Origin of the sequence: Shewanella indica (genome assembly GCF_033842865.1) — a bacterium.
Taxonomy (GTDB): Bacteria; Pseudomonadota; Gammaproteobacteria; order Enterobacterales; family Shewanellaceae; genus Shewanella; species Shewanella indica.
On the sequence record NZ_JAWXXR010000001.1, the window covers coordinates 869,182 to 892,434 of the forward strand.

General features: G+C 53.2%; 22 protein-coding genes. 8 read left to right on the forward strand and 14 right to left on the reverse strand.

From position 1 onward, the window contains the following. Window positions 1-76 precede the first annotated feature (76 nt). The 4 genes from SIL79_RS04025 to SIL79_RS04040 form a co-directional block, all read right to left on the reverse strand. Complete coding sequence (locus tag SIL79_RS04025) at window positions 77-814, reverse strand: DsbA family protein (RefSeq protein ID WP_101095678.1); 738 nt, start codon at window positions 812-814, stop codon at window positions 77-79. An 11-nt stretch (window positions 815-825) separates the two neighbouring features. Beyond that, window positions 826-1,353: a protein disulfide oxidoreductase gene (locus SIL79_RS04030; protein WP_071476747.1), complete on the reverse strand. Its 528-nt coding sequence runs from the start codon at window positions 1,351-1,353 to the stop codon at window positions 826-828. Beyond that, a complete protein-coding gene (locus SIL79_RS04035; RefSeq protein ID WP_319618992.1) occupies window positions 1,350-3,437 on the reverse strand; it encodes a protein-disulfide reductase DsbD family protein in 2,088 nt (695 codons plus the stop codon). The genes SIL79_RS04030 and SIL79_RS04035 overlap by 4 nt, the downstream gene beginning before the upstream one ends. A 62-nt stretch (window positions 3,438-3,499) precedes the next feature. Continuing rightward, a complete protein-coding gene (locus SIL79_RS04040; protein ID WP_071476745.1) occupies window positions 3,500-3,904 on the reverse strand; it encodes a hypothetical protein in 405 nt (134 codons plus the stop codon). A 196-nt stretch (window positions 3,905-4,100) separates the two neighbouring features. On the opposite strand from SIL79_RS04040, the gene SIL79_RS04045 reads away from it, so the two are divergent. The 3 genes from SIL79_RS04045 to SIL79_RS04055 all read left to right on the forward strand — a co-directional run bounded on the left by SIL79_RS04045 (window position 4,101) and on the right by SIL79_RS04055 (window position 6,288). Next, complete coding sequence (locus tag SIL79_RS04045; RefSeq protein ID WP_226684240.1) at window positions 4,101-4,280, forward strand: PH domain-containing protein; 180 nt, start codon at window positions 4,101-4,103, stop codon at window positions 4,278-4,280. A gap of 458 nt (window positions 4,281-4,738) precedes the next feature. Next, the gene (gene hipB, locus SIL79_RS04050; protein ID WP_039034961.1) at window positions 4,739-4,987 is read left to right on the forward strand and encodes a type II toxin-antitoxin system antitoxin HipB; all 249 of its coding nucleotides are present in this window, start codon (window positions 4,739-4,741) and stop codon (window positions 4,985-4,987) included. Next, entirely contained in the window at window positions 4,987-6,288 is a 1,302-nt protein-coding gene (locus tag SIL79_RS04055; protein WP_101095680.1) for a type II toxin-antitoxin system HipA family toxin, read from the forward strand. The genes hipB and SIL79_RS04055 overlap by 1 nt, the downstream gene beginning before the upstream one ends. Window positions 6,289-6,428: 140 nt before the next feature. Here SIL79_RS04055 and SIL79_RS04060 read toward each other — a convergent pair whose 3' ends face one another. Further along, entirely contained in the window at window positions 6,429-7,796 is a 1,368-nt protein-coding gene (locus tag SIL79_RS04060) for an L-cystine transporter (RefSeq protein ID WP_039034959.1), read from the reverse strand. A gap of 304 nt (window positions 7,797-8,100) precedes the next feature. On the opposite strand from SIL79_RS04060, the gene SIL79_RS04065 reads away from it, so the two are divergent. Continuing rightward, the gene (locus SIL79_RS04065) at window positions 8,101-10,128 is read left to right on the forward strand and encodes a S9 family peptidase (protein ID WP_319618993.1); all 2,028 of its coding nucleotides are present in this window, start codon (window positions 8,101-8,103) and stop codon (window positions 10,126-10,128) included. Between the two features lie 261 nt (window positions 10,129-10,389). Beyond that, on the forward strand, window positions 10,390-12,141 hold the full coding sequence (locus SIL79_RS04070; protein ID WP_319618994.1) for a sensor domain-containing diguanylate cyclase: 1,752 nt from the start codon (window positions 10,390-10,392) through the stop codon (window positions 12,139-12,141). On the opposite strand, the gene mtgA is transcribed toward SIL79_RS04070, so the two are convergent. The 5 genes from mtgA to SIL79_RS04095 all read right to left on the reverse strand — a co-directional run bounded on the left by mtgA (window position 12,125) and on the right by SIL79_RS04095 (window position 16,184). Continuing rightward, window positions 12,125-12,841: a monofunctional biosynthetic peptidoglycan transglycosylase gene (gene mtgA / locus SIL79_RS04075; protein WP_226684243.1), complete on the reverse strand. Its 717-nt coding sequence runs from the start codon at window positions 12,839-12,841 to the stop codon at window positions 12,125-12,127. The two genes, SIL79_RS04070 and mtgA, sit on opposite strands and share 17 nt — an antisense overlap. 244 nt (window positions 12,842-13,085) lie before the next feature. Next, window positions 13,086-13,757 (reverse strand): esterase/lipase family protein, encoded by a 672-nt coding sequence (locus SIL79_RS04080; RefSeq protein ID WP_144361080.1) that lies wholly within the window; start codon window positions 13,755-13,757, stop codon window positions 13,086-13,088. Next, window positions 13,733-14,158 carry a thioredoxin TrxC gene (trxC, locus tag SIL79_RS04085; RefSeq protein WP_039034956.1) on the reverse strand — a complete coding sequence of 142 codons (426 nt, stop codon included), beginning with the start codon at window positions 14,156-14,158 and terminating at the stop codon, window positions 13,733-13,735. The genes SIL79_RS04080 and trxC overlap by 25 nt, the downstream gene beginning before the upstream one ends. Before the next feature lie 66 nt (window positions 14,159-14,224). Beyond that, window positions 14,225-14,965: a sporulation protein gene (locus tag SIL79_RS04090; RefSeq protein WP_101095684.1), complete on the reverse strand. Its 741-nt coding sequence runs from the start codon at window positions 14,963-14,965 to the stop codon at window positions 14,225-14,227. Between the two features lie 166 nt (window positions 14,966-15,131). Further along, window positions 15,132-16,184, reverse strand: coding sequence for an endonuclease/exonuclease/phosphatase family protein (locus SIL79_RS04095; RefSeq protein WP_071476739.1), 1,053 nt, complete (start codon window positions 16,182-16,184; stop codon window positions 15,132-15,134). Window positions 16,185-16,733: 549 nt separating this feature from the next. Between SIL79_RS04095 and SIL79_RS04100 the strand changes: the two genes are divergently transcribed. Further along, window positions 16,734-17,393, forward strand: a complete 660-nt coding sequence (locus tag SIL79_RS04100; RefSeq protein WP_319618995.1) for a hypothetical protein — start codon at window positions 16,734-16,736, stop codon at window positions 17,391-17,393. Between the two features lie 22 nt (window positions 17,394-17,415). Further along, window positions 17,416-18,771, forward strand: a complete 1,356-nt coding sequence (mgtE, locus tag SIL79_RS04105) for a magnesium transporter (protein WP_071476738.1) — start codon at window positions 17,416-17,418, stop codon at window positions 18,769-18,771. Between the two features lie 113 nt (window positions 18,772-18,884). Here mgtE and SIL79_RS04110 read toward each other — a convergent pair whose 3' ends face one another. Next, a complete protein-coding gene (locus tag SIL79_RS04110; RefSeq protein ID WP_319618997.1) occupies window positions 18,885-20,648 on the reverse strand; it encodes an alkaline phosphatase D family protein in 1,764 nt (587 codons plus the stop codon). Between the two features lie 248 nt (window positions 20,649-20,896). Between SIL79_RS04110 and SIL79_RS04115 the strand changes: the two genes are divergently transcribed. Beyond that, complete coding sequence (locus tag SIL79_RS04115; RefSeq protein ID WP_100142461.1) at window positions 20,897-21,316, forward strand: CBS domain-containing protein; 420 nt, start codon at window positions 20,897-20,899, stop codon at window positions 21,314-21,316. 89 nt (window positions 21,317-21,405) lie between these two features. Here SIL79_RS04115 and SIL79_RS04120 read toward each other — a convergent pair whose 3' ends face one another. The 3 genes from SIL79_RS04120 to SIL79_RS04130 are packed head-to-tail and all read right to left on the reverse strand — an operon-like array spanning window position 21,406 to window position 23,163. Beyond that, window positions 21,406-21,690 (reverse strand): heavy-metal-associated domain-containing protein, encoded by a 285-nt coding sequence (locus SIL79_RS04120; RefSeq protein WP_025011288.1) that lies wholly within the window; start codon window positions 21,688-21,690, stop codon window positions 21,406-21,408. Continuing rightward, entirely contained in the window at window positions 21,687-22,004 is a 318-nt protein-coding gene (locus SIL79_RS04125; RefSeq protein WP_039034985.1) for a membrane protein, read from the reverse strand. Before SIL79_RS04125 ends, SIL79_RS04120 begins: the two co-directional genes overlap by 4 nt. Before the next feature lie 16 nt (window positions 22,005-22,020). Next, window positions 22,021-23,163 (reverse strand): transglutaminase-like domain-containing protein, encoded by a 1,143-nt coding sequence (locus SIL79_RS04130; protein ID WP_039034950.1) that lies wholly within the window; start codon window positions 23,161-23,163, stop codon window positions 22,021-22,023. Window positions 23,164-23,253: the final 90 nt, after the last annotated feature.

A 23,253-nucleotide genomic window follows, 5' to 3' on the forward strand; every position in this document is an offset into this window, starting at 1 on the left:
CTGTGCGGGGAAAACCGGGGCGCTCGCCCCGGTGACGGGCAATTATCCCAGAAAGGCGATAACTGCCGCAAGCCAATTACCCTTGGCGCTCCAGCACCTGCTGTACCACGGCCTTGAGGGTGGCATAGTCGATATAGCCGGGGATCACTTCATCACCTATGAGCAGTGTCGGCGTACCGCCAAAGCCCAGTTCAGAGAAGACTCTCACATTGGTATGCATCAACTCGTCGGCGCGGCCGCTGGGCTTGAGGTATTGTTCAGTGCCCGTGGCCTTGGCGACCTGCTGCAGTGAATTCTCTGTGTGCATACCATTTTTGGCCATCAAGAGTTCATGTACCCGGGGGAAATCCTTGCGATCCTGCTGCCAGACTTCGAGGGCAAAGCCGCCGGAGGAAAGCTCAGTGCCCTGGGCCTTTATCTGCCTCAATGGCACAAACACATTGACCACCTGCAAGTTTGGAAACTCCTTTAAAAGCTTGGCAAATTCCAGTTCCATCCGCTTACAGTAGGGGCAGTTATAGTCGGTAAAAACCACCAGCTGTAACTCGGGCTTACTGCTGCCCATAATCGGCATCTGCGGGTTGTTGAACAACCAGTCCTTGTGCTTGGCCAGCGCTTGCTGCTGCAACTGCCGCTGCTCCACATAAGACTCTATGCTGCCGAGCACGCCGGGAATGATCTCCGGATGCTTGAGCAAAATGCTGCGGATCTGCCCCAATTGTTGTTCCTCTTGTTGGCTCAGCTGCTGCTCTGCCGCCTGTAAACTGCCGCTGGCCGCCAGCAGCCAGGCACTCAATACTATCCAATACTTCATCTTGTTATTCCTCAAATTAAATTCATTTTTGTCAGCCAGAGTCGCAGCCAGATCCCCGGCCAACTTGTGACTCCTGTGGTGCTGCTGCGGATTTCGCCCTGATAAATAAACAAGAGCGTCGGTGTCGCCGACACTCCAAGGGAGCGCGCCAAGGCGCCGCTGGGATCATTGACCACCTCAAAGCCGTAGCCCTTGTTTTGCAGGTACTGCTTGACCTGGGTGTTATTGCCCGATTGCAGCGCCACAGTCACCACCTGCTCGCGGTCACTGAAACCATCGACAGTGCCGGACACCAAGGGGCAGACGCCACACCAACTGGCCCAGTAGTACAAAATAACCGGGCGCTCCATACTCATGGCGGCGATATCCAGTTGGCTGCCGGCCAGGCTCTGAACCGTTTGCAGTGGCAAGGTTTCCGGCATCTCGCGGCTGCGAAAAGCATCGAGGGCAACACTCACCACCAGAATGAATAGCCCATAGCCAAGCAGGGTCTTGAGCCATTGAAGCCCCTTGTGGGCCGGTTTATTTTTCTGGGTCATTGTCTGCTCTCCGCTTCGGCCAAGGCCGCCAATACCCCATCGCTACTGAGAATTACCGGTAATGGATTACCGGCGGGGGTTCCCGGGCCATAGACCTGATTGAAAGGCACCCCAAAGCGGCCATTGGCCTTAAGGTAGGCGGTAATTTCCTCGCTGGGTTTGGTCCAGTCACCACGCATCAGCAGCACTCTGTCATCGCCAAGGGCATCATAGACAGGGTTTTGCAGCAGCACTCCCACCTTGTTGGCCTGACAGGTAATGCACCAGTCGGCCGTGACATCGACAAACACTGTCTTGCCCTCATCGACCGCCTGTTTAAGCTGCACTAAATTCAGCGGTTGCCAATGGTGATCCGAAGGCAAAGGGCTAACCCAGGCATCCCGGGTCAGATAACCTACCCCCAGCGCCAGGCTGGCAAACAGAAAACTGCCGCCAATGGCATACACCATTACCTGAGTGCCGTAACGCTTGCCCAGCAGTCCCAGTGTCAGCAGCAACATCAAGGCGCCCAGCCCCAAGATGAGCGCAACGGAGAAGAAGCTTTGCAGCAGGCTCAGCAGCCAGAGACAGGTTGCCAGCATCATCAGCGCGAACACAGGCTTGACCCAGTTCATCCAGCGCCCGGGCTTGGGTAAACGCTGCGCCAACGCCGGCCACAACGCCAGCATCAACCAGGGCAAGGCCATTCCCAGCCCCATGGCGCTGAAGAGGGCAAACAGCATGGGGTAGTCGGCGCCGAGAGCGAAAGCCACCGCAGTACCGAGAAACGGCGCGGTACATGGCGTAGCCAGCAGTGTAGCCAGCATCCCCTGCAACAAGTGGCCGAGGCGCGAATCATCACCGGCACCGGCCAGGCGGGTTTGCCACTTGGAAGGCAGGTTGATTTCAAACACCCCCAGCAGATTGAGGCCGAAGCCCCAGGTCAGCAGCACCATAAAGCCGATAAACCAGGGCTGCTGGAACTGTATCCCCCAGCCCAGCGACTGACCGGACAACTTCAGCAAGCTAAGACCGGCGGCAATCAACCAGAAGGACAGCAAAATACCCAGTGCCGAAGCCATAAAATGGCCGCGAACCTGACTGCGACTGCCCTGGCTGCTCATCATGACCCCGTGCACCTTCATGCCCAGCACAGGCAATACGCAAGGCATGATGTTGAGAATAAGGCCGCCAGCCAGCGCCATCAGAAACAGGCTCCACAGCGGCAGGCTCGGCTGCGGCTTGGCAACATGCCCTGTGGCGATGGCGCCGCTCAGTTCGGCCGAAAGGTGTGTGTCGGCCAGGTGAATCAGCAGCGGCTTGCCCTCCAGCTCCGGCGTTCCCAGCCAATGTTTGACCCCGAAAGTGGCGGTCAGCCGTTTGCCATCTGTCTGGATCTGCGGCCGGGAGAAGATCAGCTCGCTGACTGTCTCATCCTCGCCGAACAGAAACAGATCTGCCTGTTGCCAGGGGCTAGCAGCCTCTATGGCCAATTGCAGCAACTGCTGTTTTTCATCCCAGACAATCGACTGCAATACCGCGCCGCCATCGCCCTTTGGCACCTTGGCCATCGCCTCGCCCCACTGGTGCAAAAAGCCATCATCGGCCTTAAGCCCGGCGGCCTGACCACTCAGCTCCACAGGGTAATCGGTCAACACACAGACATTGGTGCAGGAAGACAGGGTCAGGGTGCCCTTGAGCCGAAACGGCTGCCCGGGATCCTTGAGGCGAATAGTCAGTGGAAACAAGGTATCGCCCTTGTAACCCAGGGTTTCTATGCCCTGCAACACATAGCGCTGCGGCAACGGCCAGTGCCAGTCGACCGTGGCAATATTCTCCGAGGCGGACCAGTCCAGAGTCGGCGGGATCCCGCCTTCCCCCGGCGCGCGCCAGTAGGTTTTCCAGTCGCCGCTCAGGGCAACATCCAGCAAGGCGTTGAGCTCACCGACTTGGCCGGCATCGACATCGGCCAGAGTCAGTTGCACCTTAACCGGAGGATGATCCGGGTGCTTGAGCCAGCCACTGCTCAGCGGCTCTGCCAATGCAACTTGGCTGAGCAGCATCAGACATACCGCGAAGGCATGCCATATTCTTTTTAAATACATGAAATTAGCTCCAAAACAAAACATCAGAACCCGGTGTTAGCCGGCAAAAGTTCAGGATGTTTTCATTCCAGATACACGCACAACACTGAGTGTCGCCTTCGTTTGGAGACTATGGGGTGAGAGAGATAAACACTGAAAGGTCGGGTACTGCCGAGCCAGTTGAGCAACAGCAGAAACAGCAACAGGGCCGTGAGTCCCAGTTGCAGTACCACAGGTTGCAGGTTCAGCATATGGGAAGACAGATGGCAGGGCTCTTCATTGAGCTGCGCCTTACCCGCATCATTGGCGTGAGTCGGCGCAGTATCAACGCCAAGTTGCGTCAGTTGATGCTGAGCCTTGAGCGGGCAGGAGCCAAACAGCGAAAGCTGCTGACCAAAACAGAGCAGAATCACCAGCAGACTGATGATCAATGACACCAGCGCCCTGTCTCTGAGGGAGAAGCGGTTAACACCGAGTGAAAACCCCATGCTGCACTTTGCTCTGTATGGCCCAAGAATGCCGATAGGGTTCCATGATTGACGACAAAGGTCAATCCTGAAACCGTTACTGTAACCAATCCTTGCTTGCCATCTGCGCCATTGGCAGGATAATTCCCCTACCAAGCCTCGGTTTTCGGCCCCAGATGCAGCTTAAACCTCTTACCCAAGGCAGATACTCCCATGAGTGGCAATCAGACTTCCCTCCGGTGGAGCGGGTACTGCTCAGTTGCGTCAGCGAGCAGCGCCGCTTTGCGCCGGGCGCTTCGATATGGATGCCAAACTCAAGCTGTGTATCTCAGGCAAGCCAGAGCCCTGGTCAAAGAGCGCCAGCGCGGCACTGATCTGGCGAATGAGTGCCAACTGACTGCAACAATAAAGACTTGAGCGAACACGCCGACCGACCCTGCCAATCTAATAATGGAAAAGTAAAAAAGATTGGTGATCAGGTGTCAGTTGTTCATTTTGGCGTGAGCTCCATTAAGTGAGGATGGCGGAATTATAACCGTCTGAGACAACAAAAATCCAACTTGTCCCCTTTGGGGGTTTGTCCTTTGGGATAAGAGTGCGGATCAAAACTAAACAGGATGCTAGAGCAGTCTATGACTCAACTAAATATCATTGTTCCTTCTGACTTCTATTGACTAAATATCCTCAATAGCGGATATTTAGTCACTTATACCCTAATAGGTATAAAGCAGTATTTATCCCCTGGTAGGTATAAATCAGCATTTATCCCAATAAAGGGATAAATGCAGGCTAATCCTCTAGTGGGGATATGAGATAACTTTAAAATTCATCTCTAATCATTGAGGGCTGGAACTAATGATATATAGTCCAAAGCAACTCGCAGATATGATGCTACTGATACGCCAAAAGAATGGCTGGACTCAGTCAGAGTTAGCGAAAAAAGTCGGTATAAAGCAAGCGACGATCTCGAACTTCGAGAACAACCCCAACAAAACAACGCTTTCTACCTTCTTTAAGCTTGTACAAGCTATGGATCTAACATTGAGTATCCAAGAAAAAACACAGCTGACTTCGCTAAATGAAAATGATGATGAGAGTTGGTAATGCAAAAGCTAATAGCATACATGAATGGTGAACTTGTTGGCACCTTGGCGAAGCATAAGAACGGCGCTCACACTTTTCAATATGATAAGGACTGGATAACCAATGCGAAGACTCGCCCACTGTCACTGTCTTTAAAGCTTCAATTACCGACTATCACTTCCGATGCCGTTATCAACTATTTTGACAATCTCTTACCAGACAGCCCACAAGTCAGAGATAGGATCGTTGCAAGGTACAAAGCCTCATCCAAACAACCATTTGATCTCTTAAAAGCAATCGGAAAGGATAGTGTTGGTGCAATTGCATTACTTCCTCCCGAACACCCCTATAAAAAAGAGCCACTCAGCTACGAAGTATTGGATGACAAGAAACTAGAGGCGATTCTTTCTGCATACAAGTCTGATATTCCCCTCGGGATGCTCAAAGAGGAAGAAGACTTTAGGATCTCAGTGGCAGGTGCTCAAGAGAAAACTGCACTCTTATTCGTTGATGGACAATGGTGTATCCCGAAAGGAAACACCCCAACCACTCACATTATCAAGCTGCCAATAGGCGAAATACAACAAGCTAACGCGACACTGGATCTCAAAGATAGCGTAGAAAATGAATATCTTTGCATTGAGCTAGCTAAAGCTCTGGGATTCGCAGTTCCCAGCGTCAATATAATCAAAACAGACAACCTTAAAGCTTTAGCTGTAGAACGATTTGATCGACGCTGGACAAAAGACAGAGCAGGCTTGCTACGCTTACCTCAAGAAGATATTTGCCAAGTGTTTGGTATGCCATCATCCATCAAATATGAATCTCAAGGTGGCCCAGGTATAGCACAGATCATGGAGTTATTAATGGGTTCAAGTAATGCACTTGAAGATCGATATAACTTCATGAGATTCCAGGTATTTCAATGGATCATTGGGGCTACGGATGGACATGCTAAAAACTTTTCTATCTATATTGATAAAGGAGGTAGCTATCGACTCACTCCATTCTACGACATTTTGTCTGCCTACCCATTGTTGGGAGGAAAAGGACTCAATATTAGACAACTTAAGCTCGCAATGGGGTTGAAAGCCACAAAAGGCAAGAAGTATGAAATCAATAAAATCCTGCCTCGTCACTTCTTAGATACTGCTAAAGCTGTGAATTTTAGTCAGGATAAGATGCAAAGAATAATGGATGAAATGAAAGGTGCGTTACCTGAGGCAATCTTACAAGTAAGGGCGAATCTACCGGAGGGTTTTCCAGAGCATATCTCCAACTCCATTTTTGAGAATGCCAAGAAAATAATTAAAAAAATCTAGCTATAAGGTATTAATTTTAAATGCTATTTACATAAGCGGATGCGGGTTAATGTCCTTTTGAAGTAAGATTTTCATTACCTGTGCCAATCTAAAAAAGGATGCCGCAGCATCCTTTTTATCAAGCCGTTAGCCGGAGCAACTTACTGCTGTTCGGCCGTCTGGTTTTCCGTGGTTTGCTTCAATAGCCGACTGGTCATGGTACCTGCGGTCATGGAGCCGGATACGTTCAAGGCGGTACGCGCCATATCAATCAGCGGCTCGATGGAGATCAGCAGCGCCACAATGGCCACCGGCAGTCCCATGGCAGGCAGGACAATTAACGCCGCAAATGTTGCGCCGCCACCGACACCGGCTATCCCGAAAGAACTGATAGTCACTATGGCAATCAAGGACAGCATGAAATGCAAGTCCAGTGGATCTATGCCCATGCTGGGCGCCACCATGACAGCCAACATCGCAGGATAGATACCGGCGCAGCCGTTCTGGCCGATAGTAGCGCCGAACGAGGCCGCCAGATTGGCAATGGCCGGCGGCACATTCAGCTGGGTCACCTGAGCCTCGACATTCAATGGAATAGTCGCCGCCGAACTGCGCGACGAGAAGGCAAAGGTCAGCACGGGCCAAATTTTACGGAAGTAGTCCAGCGGGCTGACGCCCACCATAGCCACCAGTATGCCGTGAACAACAAACATCAGCAGAATGGCGACGTAAGAGGCCAGAATAAAACCCAACAAATTGAGCATATCGGCGCCGCTGGAAGAGGCGACCACCTTGGCCATCAGCGCGGCAATACCATAGGGAGTCAGCGCCATAATCATCTTCACCAGGCGCATAACAATCGCCTGCGCACCTTCAACAAAGGTTCGTATGGGCGATTCCAGTTGCTCTTTCTCATGCATCACCTTGCGGGCCGCTATCCCGAGGAGGATACCGAAAATCACCACGGCAATGATGGAAGTGGAACGGGCACCGGCCAGATCGGCAAAAGGATTTACCGGAATAAAGCTCAGCAGCATTTGCGGTACAGTCAGATCGGCAATCGAAGCCGCCTTGGTATCCAATACCGCCATTTGCGCCGTTTCCCGGCTACCGGCGATAAGCCCCTCGGCAGAAATCCCTGAGATGGAAGTGACCAGAATACCTATCAAAGCCGCTATGGCCGTGGTCGCCATCAGAATAAATATGGTCAGGGAGGAGATCTTGCCGAGCGAGCCGCCCTTATCCAACTTGACCACGGCCGCGACCATGGACACCAGTACCAGGGGCATGATCACCATCTTCAGCAAGGCCACATAGCCACCGCCGACTATGGCAATCCAACTGAGCGTCTCTGCAGTGACCGGGCTATCCACGCCAAAGTATGACTGCATCAGGAAACCATAGGCACTGCCGAGGATTAAGCCGATCAGCACCAGACGGGATAATTTGTGCTCTTTTTGCTGTTGGTGAAACAGAATAAACAGAACGCCGAGAAATACCGCAATGGCTGCGATAACTGCAATAGACATATGGAACCTTATACGGGAAACGGTATATAGAGAGAGAATCTACCGCATAATAAGCGCTAGTTTAAGCACGACAAAATATTAAGTTATTATTCTTTATAGCCTCTGATTATAAATGACCTGACTTAACCCCCACACAAAACGGCCAAATTTCACACGATACCGTACCAGCGCTAACAGAAAGTTACACAAAATAATCCCATCAAACCGTGCCCGGATAAGCTTGTTTTCATCATCCGGGGATATACTCCCGAGGCAGCCTTCGCTGCCAAATATAATAACTATCTGTATCTAAAGGAGACTTTCCGTGAAGAAGGTTGGAATTCTATTACTCTGCCTCTTGATGCCACTGGCATCGGCGTGGGCAGAGCCGGGCAAGCCCTTGTCGGTTGAGCTATTGTGGCAACTCAAGCGTATCGGCAGCCCGGTAGTATCGCCCGGCGGCGAGCATATCATCGCCCCCGTGACCGAGTATGATGTCAAGGCCGACAAAGGGTCGACCCAACTTTGGTACTTTGATGCCGATGGCAAACATCAACGCCCACTGACTGCCGCCGGACTCAAGGTGAGCAACCCGGTATTTTCTCCCGATGGCAACACTCTGGCCTTTGTCAGCCAGCGCAATGAGGACGATGCCGGGCAGATCTATCTGCTGCCGATGAATGGCCCAGGTGAAGCCCAGCGGCTGACCGAGGTGCCTACCGGCGTGTACGGCATCAAATGGGTAGGTAACCATCTCTATTTCATCAGCAATATCTTCCCCGGGCAGGACTGGAAGCAGATGCAAGAGCAGCTGAAAGCCGACAAGGACAACAAGACCTCGGCCAAGCAGTGGAATGCTCTGCCCTATGCCCAGTTCGATCATTGGCTGGATGAACGCCGTCAGGCGCATGTGTTCCGAATTCCTGCCAAGGGCGGCGAGATAGAAGCCATTACTCAAACACTGGGCCATGAGCTGCCTCGTTCGAGTCAAAGCGCCGGCAGCTATGATGTGTCTGCCGATGAGAAACTGATCGCCTTCAACGCCTACGGCTCCGACAACCGGGTCGATCCCAAGCTGGATATCTTCCTCGGCAAGATAGGCGCAGACAAGGCAGAAAACCTGACGCCGGACAACGAAGCGCCCGATAGCCGCCCAAGCTTCAGCCCTGACGGCAAGACGCTGGCCTTCACTCGCCAGAAGATCCCGGGTTTCTATGCCGACACCTCCAGGCTGATGCTGCTGGATATCCACAGCCGTAAGCTCAAGACCCTGACCGCCAATTGGGACAGATCTGTGTCTCAGTTCAGCTGGACGCCGGATGGTAAAGGCTTCTACGCCGCCATTGATGATGCCGCCACCAGCCGTATCTATCATATTGATGCCAAGAGCGGCAAAGTGAAGGCGATCACCAAGGACACCAACTATGGTCAGCCGCAGATAGGCAAGAAAGGCACCCTGATTGCCCTCAACGACAGCTTCCTTTATCCGGCGCGACTGCTGGCGATCAATCCCAAGAACGGTAAAGGCCAAAGGCTGGAGCAGTTCAATGACGAACTGCTCAAGGATGTGGATCTGGGCAGCTATGAGTCTGTGACCTACAAGGGTTATAACAACCAGGATATCCAGATGTGGGTGCACTACCCACCGGGTTTCGATCGCAGCAAGAAGTACCCGCTGTTTATGCTGGTACACGGCGGCCCACACAACGCTATCAGTGATGGTTTCCACTATCGCTGGAACGCCCAGACCTTCGCCTCCTGGGGTTATGTCACTGCCTGGCCCAATTTCCACGGTTCCAGCGGCTTCGGCCAGGAGTTTGCCGATGCCATCAATCCGGACTGGAAAAACAAGTCTCTGGATGATGTCCTCAAGGCAGCCGACTGGTTTGAACAAAAGAGCTGGATCGACAGCGATCGCATGGTGGCCGGTGGTGCCAGCTACGGCGGCTATCTGACCTCCATCATCCTCGGGCAGAAACATCCGTTCAAGGCGCTGTTGATCCATGCCGCCGTGTACGACATGTACTCCCAGATGGCTTCCGACTTCGCCGTGCACAGCACCCGCTTCGGCCATTACTGGGAAAAACCGGAGATCTACCAGTCGATTTCACCCCATTACTTTGCCGCCGGTTTCAATACACCGACCCTGGTGAGCCATGGTCAGCTGGACTACCGGGTGCCAGTGGGGCAAGGTTTTGAGTTGTTCCGCACCCTGCAAAGCCGTGGAGTGGAATCGCGGATGATTTATTTCCCCGATGAAAACCACTGGATCATGAAGCCCAACAACTCCATCTATTGGTATAACCAGGTCAAAGACTGGATGACCCATTATGCCGAGCCGGGCCCACGTTAATCGCCGATAATCGGCATCCAAGCAAGAAGGCGACTCAGGGTCGCCTTTTTTAGTGCCAAAAATGAGCCTAAATATAAGCTGCAACAACTAAGAGGCACCATCAATCCATCACTCAATAATTTTCCGAACTTCAAGATACTGTCATTCAAACAAGAAACCGCATAACAAGCGGTATTGCTGGCGACACTTTTTATCCTTGGGTACCATTGAACAATAAAGAAGCGCCTGGACATGCCGGCGCCAGGGAAAATGGATACCTGAATGGAATTGAGATACGCGTTGCTGTGCCTGTTTTTGCTACTAACCAGCCTAAAACTATTTGCATTAGAGCAGGTTAAGCTTCCCGTTATTAATATAGAACGAAACAGCGTCGCGCTCGAAGAGTTCAAAATCGGCTATTTTATTGATAACAGCCAGAACCTTGGCTTTGAGCAGGCACGCCAGAAGCCTTTCGGCGTAACCGATAATGTCACCACTTTGGGTACCAACGCCAGGGTCACCTGGTTCAAGCTGATACTGCACAATAGACTCTCGCAGGAAAAGCCGCTGTTGTTGCACCTGCCCCATGCCTACCATGTGCAGCAAATCGACATCTATGAGGAAAGCGGCCAACAACTGCAGCGACACGAGCAGTTGGATCTCGAACAGGCCGCCGACAACCCACTTATGTATCGGGGCACAGTGGTCTACCCACTGACTCTGGCGCCAGATCAGATAACAACCTTGTATATTCGTAGCCACGCCTACTCCCATCAATGGTTTGCCATGACACTGATGGATGGAGAAAATTCGCGGCGCGCTCTGGTGAGTACTCACTATGATATTGCGCTTATGGTGGGGATGTTGCTGGCGCTGGTGTTCTACAACTGCCTGCTGTATTTCGCCAGCAGCAAGAAAGAGAACATCTACTATTCGCTGTACCTAATCTCCGGTCTGGTGTGGATTGCCTTGTCCTATGGCCTAGTCGCCAGCGTGTTCAACGCCTACGGCTCGAACGTCTTCATGCTCAATCTGTCGCTGCTCACCATGCCGATTTTCCTGCTGCTGTTTATGACGGCTATCTTCGAAACCAGGCAGTTCTACCCCACAGAGCACAAGGTGTTGCAATTGTTGTTGTTGCTGCTATTTGCCATTCTGATTTGGGGGCTGTTTGATATCTCAGCGGCACTCAAACCCGCCAGCAGTATGGCGGCAGTCATGATGTTGGTAACCTTCTCTGTGAGTATCTCCCTCTATCGCAAGGGCAATCCTCTGGTGAAATACTTTCTGGTGGGCCACAGCTTCTTCGTAATCTTCAACGGCATAGCCGTGCTCTTCTACAAGGGCTTGATCTCTCCGAGCTACCTCAGCAGTCATGGAGTCGGCATAGGCATTATGCTGGAAGCCCTCACCCTGGCGTTTATCATCTCCTATAGGATCAAAATTCTTGAGGATATTCGCGCCTCGCAGGAAGAGCTCAAGCGCCAGGCGGCCACGGATCCTCTGACCAAACTCTATAACCGGCGCTATTTCTATTCCGAAGCCGACTATCAACTTAAGCTGGCCGGCCGCAATGGCGAGGCTATCTCTGTGCTTATTCTGGATATAGACAGTTTCAAACAGATCAACGACAACTTTGGTCATCACTTGGGCGACAGGGTGATAGTCGCCCTGGCCAAATTATTGAAACAACACTGCCAAGGAGCCGAGATGGCGGCCCGTTTCGGCGGCGAAGAGTTCGTGATCTTGCTGCCGGGAGCCACACTAAACCAAGCCTTGCATCGAGCCGAGCAGCTGCGCCTCAATGTCGAAGCTATGCAACTGACCGCCGACACGGGAGACAAGATAAGTTGCACCATAAGCTTGGGCGTGGCCGAGGTTGAAGTTGCAACAGAATCGATAGAAGCGGCCGTCAAACGAGCCGACCACGCACTTTATCAAGCCAAAAACAGTGGTCGCAATCGGGTCGTCGCCAATTCAAGCGCTAGCGACCAAGGGTTAAATACCGACATTGAAATCAATCCAGGTCTTTAAGTGTTTGCAGCCCCAATTGCCGCATCTGCTGCTGGATCCAGTCGGCGCGGCGGTTCATGTAAGCACTGGGCGGATTGATTTGATATTGCCAGGGATTGGGTAACAAGGCGGCCAGCAAGGCCGCCTCGCGGGACGACAACTGAGCGGCGTTCTTATGAAAATAGTGTTGCGCCGCCGCTTCAACGCCGTAGATCCCCGGGCCGAATTCAACAATATTCAGATACAACTCAAGGATCCTGGGCTTATCCAACACCAGCTCCAAAAGCAAGGTGAACCAGGCTTCAGCCCCCTTGCGAATAAAGCTACGCGAAGACCACATAAACAGGTTCTTGGCGGTTTGCTGGCTCAAGGTGCTGGCGCCTCTGAGGCGCTCCCCCTGAAGCTTATCTTCTATGGCAGTCTGAATCGCCTTGAGATCAAAACCGGAATGAAGGGCAAAACGCTGATCTTCACTGGCGATCACCGCCAGCTGCATATTGGCAGATATCTGAGTCAGCGGCTGCCACTGATGCTGCACCTGGCGCTGTACCTGTGTTACCGGCGCCGGTGGAAACCAATAGCGTTCAATACGCCAGCTCCACAGCGGTGGGTTAACAAACTTAAGGGCAATCACCATCAGCAGAGACAGTATCATCAGCCCCAACAACAGTTTTATCAGCCAGGCCGTCAGTCGCCTAAACCATCCCTTTTTCGCGGCCAAATTCGCTCCTGATAAATAAGCCCACCTGAAACTGAGTGCACTTGAAACTGAGTGCATCTGAAACTGAGTGCACCTGAAACTGAGTGAGCCAGGAAACCCTCTGTGAATAATAATTGAGTATTTTGCCAGGTGCGAACCCGGCCCAAAATTCCAATCTGTAAGCTTATCCGGCGCACCAGAGAAACTCAGCGGCCCTCATTTCCCCTTAGCCAAGGTCTAATACCCCTAGCTTATTAGTCAGCGCTCATGAGTCAGCGCCAAAGCGGCCGCACTCAAGAAAGCTCTGTACCGCCGCCAGCGTATCCTGATGCCAATGTATGGCCTTATGGCACAGGGGCAACACCAGCCAATCACTGGCATCATCACAACGGGTAGAAGCCAGGGGTACCCGGCCATCGGACTCGCCGTCAATCAAGGCGCCCAAGGGATCCTGAGTCCCACTGCCGGCGATGATCCCAAGATGAGCCCGGCTATCCATGCGCCAGCTTGCCCAGCGCTGCCCCGGCAGCAAAGATTGCAACGGCTGAAATAGCCGGGAATATCCCGGAAGCTTATCGGCCAGGCTCGCCAGCGGTGAACCATCATGGGGCGTGGCAATAAACACACTGTGGCCCAGATTGCCGGGCAGCTGCTCTGCCAGCAGTTGCCGGACGATTAAGCCTCCCATACTGTGAGCCACAAAGTGCACCCTGGGATACTGCTGCCAGTTCTGCTCATCCAGCGCCTGGCGCAAGGTCACTACCGCTTGTTGCAGTGAGCCGAAACGGGTGGGTAATCTGGGGCACAGGATCCTGTATTGCCGAGCCAAGCCTTGGGCCAGAAACCCCATATCACGTTCATCTTTATTGAAGCCATGCACCAACACTACCAAGGCTTTGTTGCTATCTAGCCTCAAGCAGGCTGACTCTTGAGCCATTGCTGAAATGCCTGTTTGGGCATAGCACCGGCCTGCTGGGCTATCATTCGGCCATTTTTGAACAGCATTATGGTCGGAATGGAGCGGATCCCATACTGGGCCGCCAATGCCTGCTGAGCCTCGGTATCCAGCTTACCGAACCGAAACTCCGGCTCCAATTCGGCAGCGCTCTGCTCGAATATGGGAGCAAACTGTTTGCAGGGTCCACACCAGCCGGCCCAGAAATCCACCACCAGCGGCAGCTCTGACTTATGGGCATGGTTGGCAAAGTTGGCATCAGTCAGTTCTACTGGAAGGCCTTGAAACAAAGGCTGCTTACAATGGCCGCACTTAGGGCCTTGAGACAGGCGTTCTTCCGGCACCCGGTTCATTCCAGCGCACTGGGGACATGCAATCAACATAGGATTCTCCTCTCAAGCGGCGTTATCGCCGCACACTGTGAAATAGGGGGACGACATTAAACCGATTCAAGTCAGATGAGGTCGCAACGCGGCCAATACCTGAGGATAATCGGCCTGATTATCCAAGGTCAGACTCAGATAGCCATCGCCGCGAAAAGCCCGGTCCAGCTCCAGCAAGATATGGGTTTGCTTTCCGGCAGGTACCAGGGTGAGCTCCACTTCACGCAAAAGGCGGATCCCAAGCCCTGCGGGCACAAACTCCAACTCCTGATAGCAACCTGAACCACTGCGAAACCCAGAGGTGTTGATATAGCCTTGCTCGACATCGGCTTTTTTAAGGATAAAGCCCAACTCTTCCATGGCCTGCAGCAGGTGCAGCAACAGCTGGGTAGGCTGGATCTGCAGCAGATCCTGATCGCCCGGATCTATAGCGTAATCTATCGCCAGCCCGGTTTGCAGCCAGACCCGGCATTGATTGTTACGCACCGGCAACTCGGTAAATGGGGTCTCAGGATGCAACTGACCGATGAAAGGCAGTTCTCTCACCTCTCCGGCCTGAAGTTCAAAGCCTTCGCTGATACGCCAGCTGGCCAGACAATGATTGATAAAATGACTGCTGTCGCCATCACTGACCTTAACCCGAGTCATAAGGGCCAGCTCCAGGCCGGCAATACTCTGGCTTACCTCGCCGCCCTTGAGCACGATTCGGGCTTCGAAGGTTTGCCCTGGTTGCAGGTTGGCATTGAGTAAGCGGGTATCGACACTGGCGCCACCAACGCCAACTGCAGCGAGCAATTTCTTAAACATCCTCTGTTCCTGATTTACTTAAAAGGCCTTGCCGCATTTAAGCCCCTTTTCTTCGGCGAGTAAAGGGTGGGCGCATCGGCTGTAAATTCCCAAACCCAATAAGCAGGCAGCAACGAAATCATTCTGAGCCAGTTAAAAACCAGAAGCTGACCAAATCACGCCCTAATCAGGGATGGCGTAAACAGACTTCTGCCAAAATCGGTGTATGGTCGCTCGCCTGGGCATCCAGCTCAAACTGCGGCCGCAGCAGGTGACTGTCATAAACCCGGTAATCCACCACTTCAGCCAGGCTATGCTGGCTACGGGCATCAAACTCCTGACTCAACAACAGATAGTCGATCACCCCGCCTTGAGAGCCGTGAAAATGGGTCACGGGCCGAGTCACTGTCACTCGCTCGCCACTTTGCTCAGAAGCTTCTCGCCAGAGCTGCCAGGCGTCAAACAGCTGAAAATGCGCCAGCTGCAGTTTCAGCCTTTCATCGGGCAGGCCGTAAAGGCCCGCGGCGCGAATATCCCCGTTATAGAGCTGCCCGGCACCCACCAACAGCCCCTTGAGTTCACTGGAGTCTATGCCGGCGTTAAAATCCCCCATCAGTACCACAGCGTTGCCGCTTTGCTGGCGCCGCTTGAGTATCGCCTGATACAACAACATCGCCTCACTGCCACGCTGCAAAGTGGCTGACCAGCGGCCCAGCGCACTCTCGGCCAGCAGCCCGGCGGCACCTTGCTGCTCGACCGCGCCCTTGGGCAACTTATTGCGTGGTGATTTGAAATGCACCACATAGGTATCACAGTGGCCGATCCCAGGCAGCATCAAGGTGGCTCTCAATATCTGACGACTGCTTTGAAACTCATCCTTGAGCCCCAGTGAAAATGCCAGTTCGGCATCCAGCGCCACCGCCGCCAGGGAAACGATTGGATAACGGCTTGCCAGAGCTACTACACTCTTGCGGGCAATAAAGCCTTCTACGACCGGCGAATCCACCAGCGCAAAGTGGGCAAGACCGGCAGCCTGACACAATTCACGCAGCGGCTCGGGGCTGAATACCTCCTGCCAGCCCACCAGATCTGGCTGTGCTTGCTGCAGCCAGCGGGCTATCCAGTCGCACTTTTGTTGCCACTGTCCTTGGGTATAGATGTTGTTGAACTCATGAAACGCCAGCGGCGGCATGGCAAAATTGAACAGATTCAGGCTGGCGATACGGATATTGGAAGACATGAAAAGCGCTGCGGCTCCGGTAACCCTACTGAGTAATAGTGTTGATATTAAGCCGCTGCTGGGATTTGTCCAATAGCCCCCCAAAAAACAACTTCCCGGCTACCCATTCCCCCCAATGGCGCCCAATAGAACAACAAACAAACAACAAAAAGCCGCTATTTGTGGCTAAACAACCCTGTTTAACGCGCTTTTTCAATCTCCCGCTTGACTTGTTTGCTTGCAACCATACAATCGCCGCTTAATTAACCATACGGAGACCCACTGTGGACACACACATAGGTGACAGTAGATGCCCTGTCAGTCAGACAGGATTATTTGCCCGGCACTAGTCTGCAGCTTCGCAAACTACTGCCGAGCCTGGCAGTAGCGTATTAAAGAATCCTTTTTTCCGTTACTCCCCATAAAAACCTTGTTGAGCTTGACATGCTCACGCATGCCGCAGTGTTCTCCTGTGGCTGCAAACTAATGCAACCACAAAGGTTTTTACTTAGGACAGCCTTGCTGCCCCATCTACGACCTTGAGTGTTCCCCCACACAGGAGGAACAAACATGACACTCAGATATACCACTTGGCTGCTGGGCGGCCTGCTCTGGCACGGACAACTGCATGCCGGCATTCAGTTGCTGGAAGATCCCGACATCGCCACAGTAACTGAGCTGGCAATCGACTGGCAGCGGCATACAGGCAACAACGGCTTTGCCCTGGGGCTCAACCAAACCGTCTTTGGCGGCGAATTGGCGCTGGAACTGCAAACAGACAACCACGAAGCCTCCTGGGACAGACATGAGAGCCGCGGCTGGAAGCTGGGCTACAAACAACCGCTGGCAACAAACGGCTTATCCCAGGTTCAGACTCAGGCTCTGGCACTGGAGCTGGGGCGTCATCACAGAGATGGCTGGCAGGGCCACGCCCTGGTCAGTAGCGATCTGCCGATTGCCACCCAAGGCTTCTTTGTGCGCAATAACTTAGGGCTGAGCCTGGAGTCGGGTGAAGGCCCGGCGATGATTTTTGGCCTGGGAGCCGGCTTCAAAGTACAGCAACACACCCTGCTGTTTGAAAACCAGTATCTGGGCCAAGGCGACTATGGCTACCAGCTACTCTGGCAAAACCAACCCAACGCCCGTTGGCAGTGGCAACTGGGTTATGGCAATCAGTATGGCGGTGGCGCCCGCCAATTTGGCGCCGGCCTACAACTTTTCTTTTCTTGATAGCTCATTGGGAGAATGACCTATGAACAGCAACAACATCATACTCAACCTGCATCTGATCCTGACCAACAAAGACGCCAAGGCGATGCAGATGCTGGCATCTGAGCTTCATCCTGCGGACATAGCCGCCGTGCTGCCGACCTTCGACTGCCAGCAAACGGCCTCAATACTGACCCTGTGCCAGCCCAAAACCGCGGCGGCGCTGCTGCGGTATCTACCCCATCAGCAGCAAAAGCTGCTGGCAGAAGCGCTGGATCATCAAACCCTTGGGAAAATTATCATGGAGATGGCAGCAGATGAGCGCGCCGATCTCTATAACGAGTTGGAGATTGAGCAGCAGGCCCTGCTGCTGCCCACTCTAGCCAAGGCGGAGCGCGAGGATATGCGTACCCTGGCGGCCTATGATGACTCCAAGGTCGGCTCCATTATGACCTCTGACTATGCCCTGCTGCGGGTCAATCAAACCGCGGAAGAGGCCATAGACAGCCTGAGGAAAGTGGCCGCAGATCTGGAAACCATCTACCAGACCTATGTGGTGGATGAGCGCGGCCGCCTGATAGGCAATGTGTCACTGCGTCAGCTCATCATCGCGCCGCCCAAGGCGTTGGTGAAAGAGTTTATGAAAGAGCAGACCATTGCCATAGAAGCGGAAGCCTTCAAAGAAGAAGCGGCGCAGATGATAGCCCACTATGACCTGCTGGCGCTGCCGGTAGTCAACGGCAAAGACCAACTGGTCGGTATAGTCACTTATGATGATGCCATGGATGTAGCCAGTGCCCAGGCCGATGCCGAATTCAACAAACACGGCGCCGTGGGTCAATTGGCCTGCTCTTTTAAGGAAGCCAGCATTGGCATGCTTTATCGTAAGCGAGTCTTTTGGCTGGTATTGCTGGTGTTCGGCAATGTGTTATCCGGCACTGGGATCGCCTACTTTGAAGATACCATCACAGCCTATGTTGCTCTGGTGTTCTTCTTGCCACTACTCATCGGCAGCAGCGGCAACGCCGGTTCGCAGTCTGCCACCTTGATGGTCAGGGCACTGGCCACCGGGGAGGTCGTCCTCAAAGACTGGCTGTCGCTGCTAGGCAAAGAGCTGTTTGTGGCCGGTTTACTGGGTGCCACCATGGCGATTGCGGTATTTACCCTGGGTTATTGGCGTGGCGGCGATATCGCCCTGGTGGTCGCTCTGACCATGCAACTTGTGGTGATTATCGGCAGCCTGATAGGCATGTCCCTGCCCTTCTTGCTGAGCAAGTTCAAGTTGGATCCGGCCTCGGCCAGCGCGCCGCTGGTGACTTCGATAGCCGATATCATAGGTGTCATCGTCTACTTCAATGTCGCCACCGCTATTTTGGATTTTCCGCCTGTCAGTGGTTAATTGACCTTGGCATAACCTATGGAAACCTAGGTTATGCCAGAAAACGCCTTGTCATGGCTGAACAATTTCATCCAAACTCACCGTGGATCGGCTGGTAAAATGTAAGTCAATTATCAGCCAAGCAAGATCCCCGGCTTTCCATCCAAGGAGCGGGCAATGGCACGGCGCTCCTCTGCTTCAGTGAAATCTTTGCTCAGAATGCTGTCCACATAGAACCACTCGCTGACCACCTCTTCGCTGCTGAAGGTCAGCGTCATATAACCCCGGTTCAACAGGTTGGCGTATTTAAGGTCATCCACCAGCCCTACAACGGCCGCCTCTGTCGCCGGGATCTGCTCTGGTGGCAGGTTGAGGTAGTACTCAAGCCCAGGGGAGGAAACCGAACTGGTGGCAAACTCAACCCCAACCATGTTGCCATCTTTGTCCTTGAGATCATTGGCCCAGGCATTGTGGGTATCACCGGCAATCACCACCAGGTTTTTACCCGAGGCCCTGGCAGTGGCCAGCACAACTTCACGTTCATAGGCATAGCCATCCCAGGCATCCAGGTTGTAAGGAATCGACGGCAGTTGCAACAGTACCAGCACTTCCGGCGTCAGTTTAGCTTGGTTGGCAGCCAGATAGGTCAGTTCCGCTTGGGTCAGAGTCGGATCGCCGGCCTGAGCACGAGCCGCCAACTGGGCCAATGCCGCCAACTCGGCAAACTGCGGAATAGACAGCTGCTGAGTGGCTATCGCCGCCGGCAACATCATCCGCCCCATCAGTATCTGCTGCCCCAAAAGCTGCCACTTGGCGCTGGATTGCAACAGTTTCCCCTGCAGCCACAGCAGTTGGGTCTGGCCCAGAAGCGTACGCTGAGTGTCGGTCACGTCGGCGAGAAACTGCTTATCGTTGAAAGCGCCGGTAGCCGGATCCAGATAGTTACCATAGTCCAACTGTTTATCACGGGCCAACACCCGGGTATCCAGCATATGCAGATCCAGCAGATCGCCGAAGCTGAAACTGCGGTAGATCTCTTCATGATTGCCCTCGCGCCATGGGCGGATAGGCAGCCATTCGAAGTAAGCCTGCAATGCCGCCTGTTTACGGGCATCGAAATCCCCTTCCCCTTGGTTATGGTTTTCGGCGCCATCCTTCCAGGTGTCGTTGGCCACTTCGTGATCGTCCCAGACGGTAATAAACGGCAGCTTGGCGTGCAGCTTCTGCAAACTGGCATCGCCGCGATACTGGCCATAGCGGCTACGGTAATCGCTCAAGGACAGCAACTCTCCCGCGGGTAGTACCTCACGGCCCAGCTCGGCGGCATGTTCACTGGCATAACCACCACGGCCATATTCATAGATATAGTCGCCCAAGTGCAGCATGGCGTCGAGATCGTCCCGCTGCGCCGCCAGTTCATAGACATTGAAGTAACCGGCCGGGAAATTGGCGCAGGACATAACCGCCAGTTTAACCGAATCGACCGCGCCCTCGGGCAGGGTCTTGGTCATACCGACCGTGGATGTCTTGTCACCCGTCATAAAACGATAGAAGTAGCGGCTGCCGCTCTCCAGCCCTATGGCATCGACTTTAACCGTGTAGTCACGCTCGGCATTGGTCACCATTTCACCTGTGGTCACCAAGTCGCTGAAGGCACCATCACGGGACACCTGCCAGGATACTCTGACATCCCCCGCCGTTTGCGGTGTAACCCGGGTCCAGATAATCACGGCATCCTGAGTGGGATCACCGCTGGCGACACCATGAAAAAAATCGGCGGCGACAGTATTGTCATCATTGTCACTGGAGCAGCCCATCAGGCCGTATGAAAGCACGGCAGCGCCAACACCTTTGGCTGAGAGGGCAATAAAGTCACGACGGGAGAAGTTACGGGTCATTGTTATTATTCCTTTAAAAAACGCTTCATCATGCTGGTATGAGGTCGGATGTCCAGATTGTGAAGTCAAACTATTGCACAATTGTGACAAACAGGTAAATACCTATTGGTATTCAAATAAATTCAGTAAGTTAAATAAAATGATGCCCACTTTAAGCCCCTTAACTTGCAGACATTGATAACAGGGGGCAAAATGCCTTACAGGACAGATAATTAGCCCTATCAGGGCCCTGCTGAAGGAACAAGACAATGAAAGTCAAAGACATCATGAGTACCCAGGTGGTGTGTATCAGTGATGGCGCCAGCGTCAAGGACGCCCACCAACTAATGCATTCCCGCGGCGTGCGCCATCTGCCGGTGATCTCAGAAACCAGCGGCACTCTGGTTGGAATACTTACCCATAAGAAGATGATTGCCACAGTAGTCAATCTGCTGACCCGCTACGGTCAGGGAGCACTGGAACGAAAAGAACGCGGCACCCTGATAGCCGATCTGATTGAAACCGACTTTGAACCACTCATGGCCGATGCGCCGCTGACTCAAGTGGTGGATTATTTTATCGCCAACAAACATGGCTGTCTGCCTGTAGTGGACGAGCACAACAAGGTGCAGGGCATAGTCACCTCTTCTGACTTCGTCAAACTGTGCCGGGAATTGCTCAAGGCCTGAACCCATCAAAAAAGCGTGCTTAAAGCACGCTTTTTTGGACAGAGCTTTTGGTTCAAGCTGAATCTATTAAATGAACCGGGTCTTAGAGCTTAGGCCTCTGGCTCTATCTTATTGATACTGCCCTTATAGCCGGTTTCATCCACCGCCTTTATCAGCGCATCCATATCAAAGCCTTCGGGTACTATCACTCTGGCCTGTTGGGTCTTGAGCGAGGACTTGGCCTTAATCACGCCCTCTGTCTTGCGCAGCGCCTTGTTGATTACCGTGACACACAAAGGGCAGGTCATGCCTTTAACATCCAGGGTGACCACCAGATTGCCCGCCCAGGCAAACGGCGTGCACAGCAGCAGTAAAACCAGTAACAAGCTTCTCATTCAAACACCTCTAACAGCCAAGGTAATACAAAAGGGTAAAGTTGAAATGCCAATACCACAGGCACGGCCAGCCAGTAGAGCAGTAACATACTGGTACGGCTCATGGTCGCGGTGCACAGGGGCTTTTTGGAAAAATACAAACGCCAAAAGCCCAGGAGGATCAACAGAGTCGACAGCGCCAACATAGGCACTTGCAGCCAGCCCAGCTGTTCAACACCCGACAGCGAGGCCGCCGATACCCCAAACACCAGATAGATCAGCGGCCCAATACAGCACAGACTGGAGGCGACAGCGGCAACAACGGCGGCCGCCAGTGTCGCCAAAAAACCCTTAGAGCTGTTCTGTTGACTGGAAATCATAGGCGAAAACTTTAGGGTCATAATAGTTCACAGGGTCGCCATCCACTTCGGCATAAGGATAACCAAAGTTGTTCAGCGGCGTCTGCTCGGCCATGGGCGCCAGATCAAAGTCACGACCGAAGTTGAAACCAACCCAGTTCATTTCCCAGTTACCGAACAGATAGTCGTTGACCGCCTGCACATCGGGATCCTGATGTTGCTTATTCTCGGTCAAACGCATCTTGGTCACATCCGCAGGATCGGCCGGCAACCAACCGTAACCCGCCAGATAGAACATGGCACGGCAGTGCTGACCACCACTGACCTTGGCCAGGCCATTGGCATCACTGCTGCCGAAAGCTTTCTTGGAGTATTTGCCCATCTTAATAGCCTGTCCGACCCGGATCCCGAACATCTCCCGCGCCGGAATACCGGCGGCGCGAGCCAAGGCCACAAATACCGAGTTGATATCAGTACACTTACCCCCCAGTTTGCCGCTCTCGAGAATAGTGGCCACATCACCTGTGCCGCAGCCGATAACGTCATTGTCGCGGAACATATTGGCACTGACCCAGTTGTAGATAAGGCGGGCCTTTTTCAGCGGGTCGGTTTCCTTGCCAACAATCTTGTCTGCAGTCTGCTTCACTATTCCATCAATGGGCATATGCTTGGTGGGCAGCAGATAGCGCTCCACATCCACCGGGTACTGGATAGTTTTTGGGGCGCGATAATGCTCGAGTTCACCGTTTTTCAGCGGTTCCCAGTCGAGGGTTTCCAGCTCCATCACCAACTGCAGCTCCATCTTGCCTTTGGCATCAGGCCAGGTGGCAAACAGTGTCTTGGCACCATAACTGTTATCGGCAGTGATATAGGCGTCCTGGAAATTGCCTTTGAAGTTCAACTTACGAACTTGCTGAAACTGAGTGTCTTCCACCAGCGGGATCCACAACTTGACCACGCCCTCTGAGCCCTCGGGTGCGATCAGTTGGTAATCTTGAGTCAGGGTGAAATGTCTACGGCCGTCAGCGGAATAATGCTCGACGGCCTTGGTCTTCGATGTGGCCGCCATCACAGGGCTGATGATACCGGCCGTCGACAAAATAGCCGCAGTTTTTAAAAAATTGCGTCTCTGCATTATTCGATTCCTTACGTTTGATTAACAGACGAGTCAATGAGGTGCCCGCTGGCGGGCCGAAGCATTATAAGTGGCGGCCCCTGGCACCGC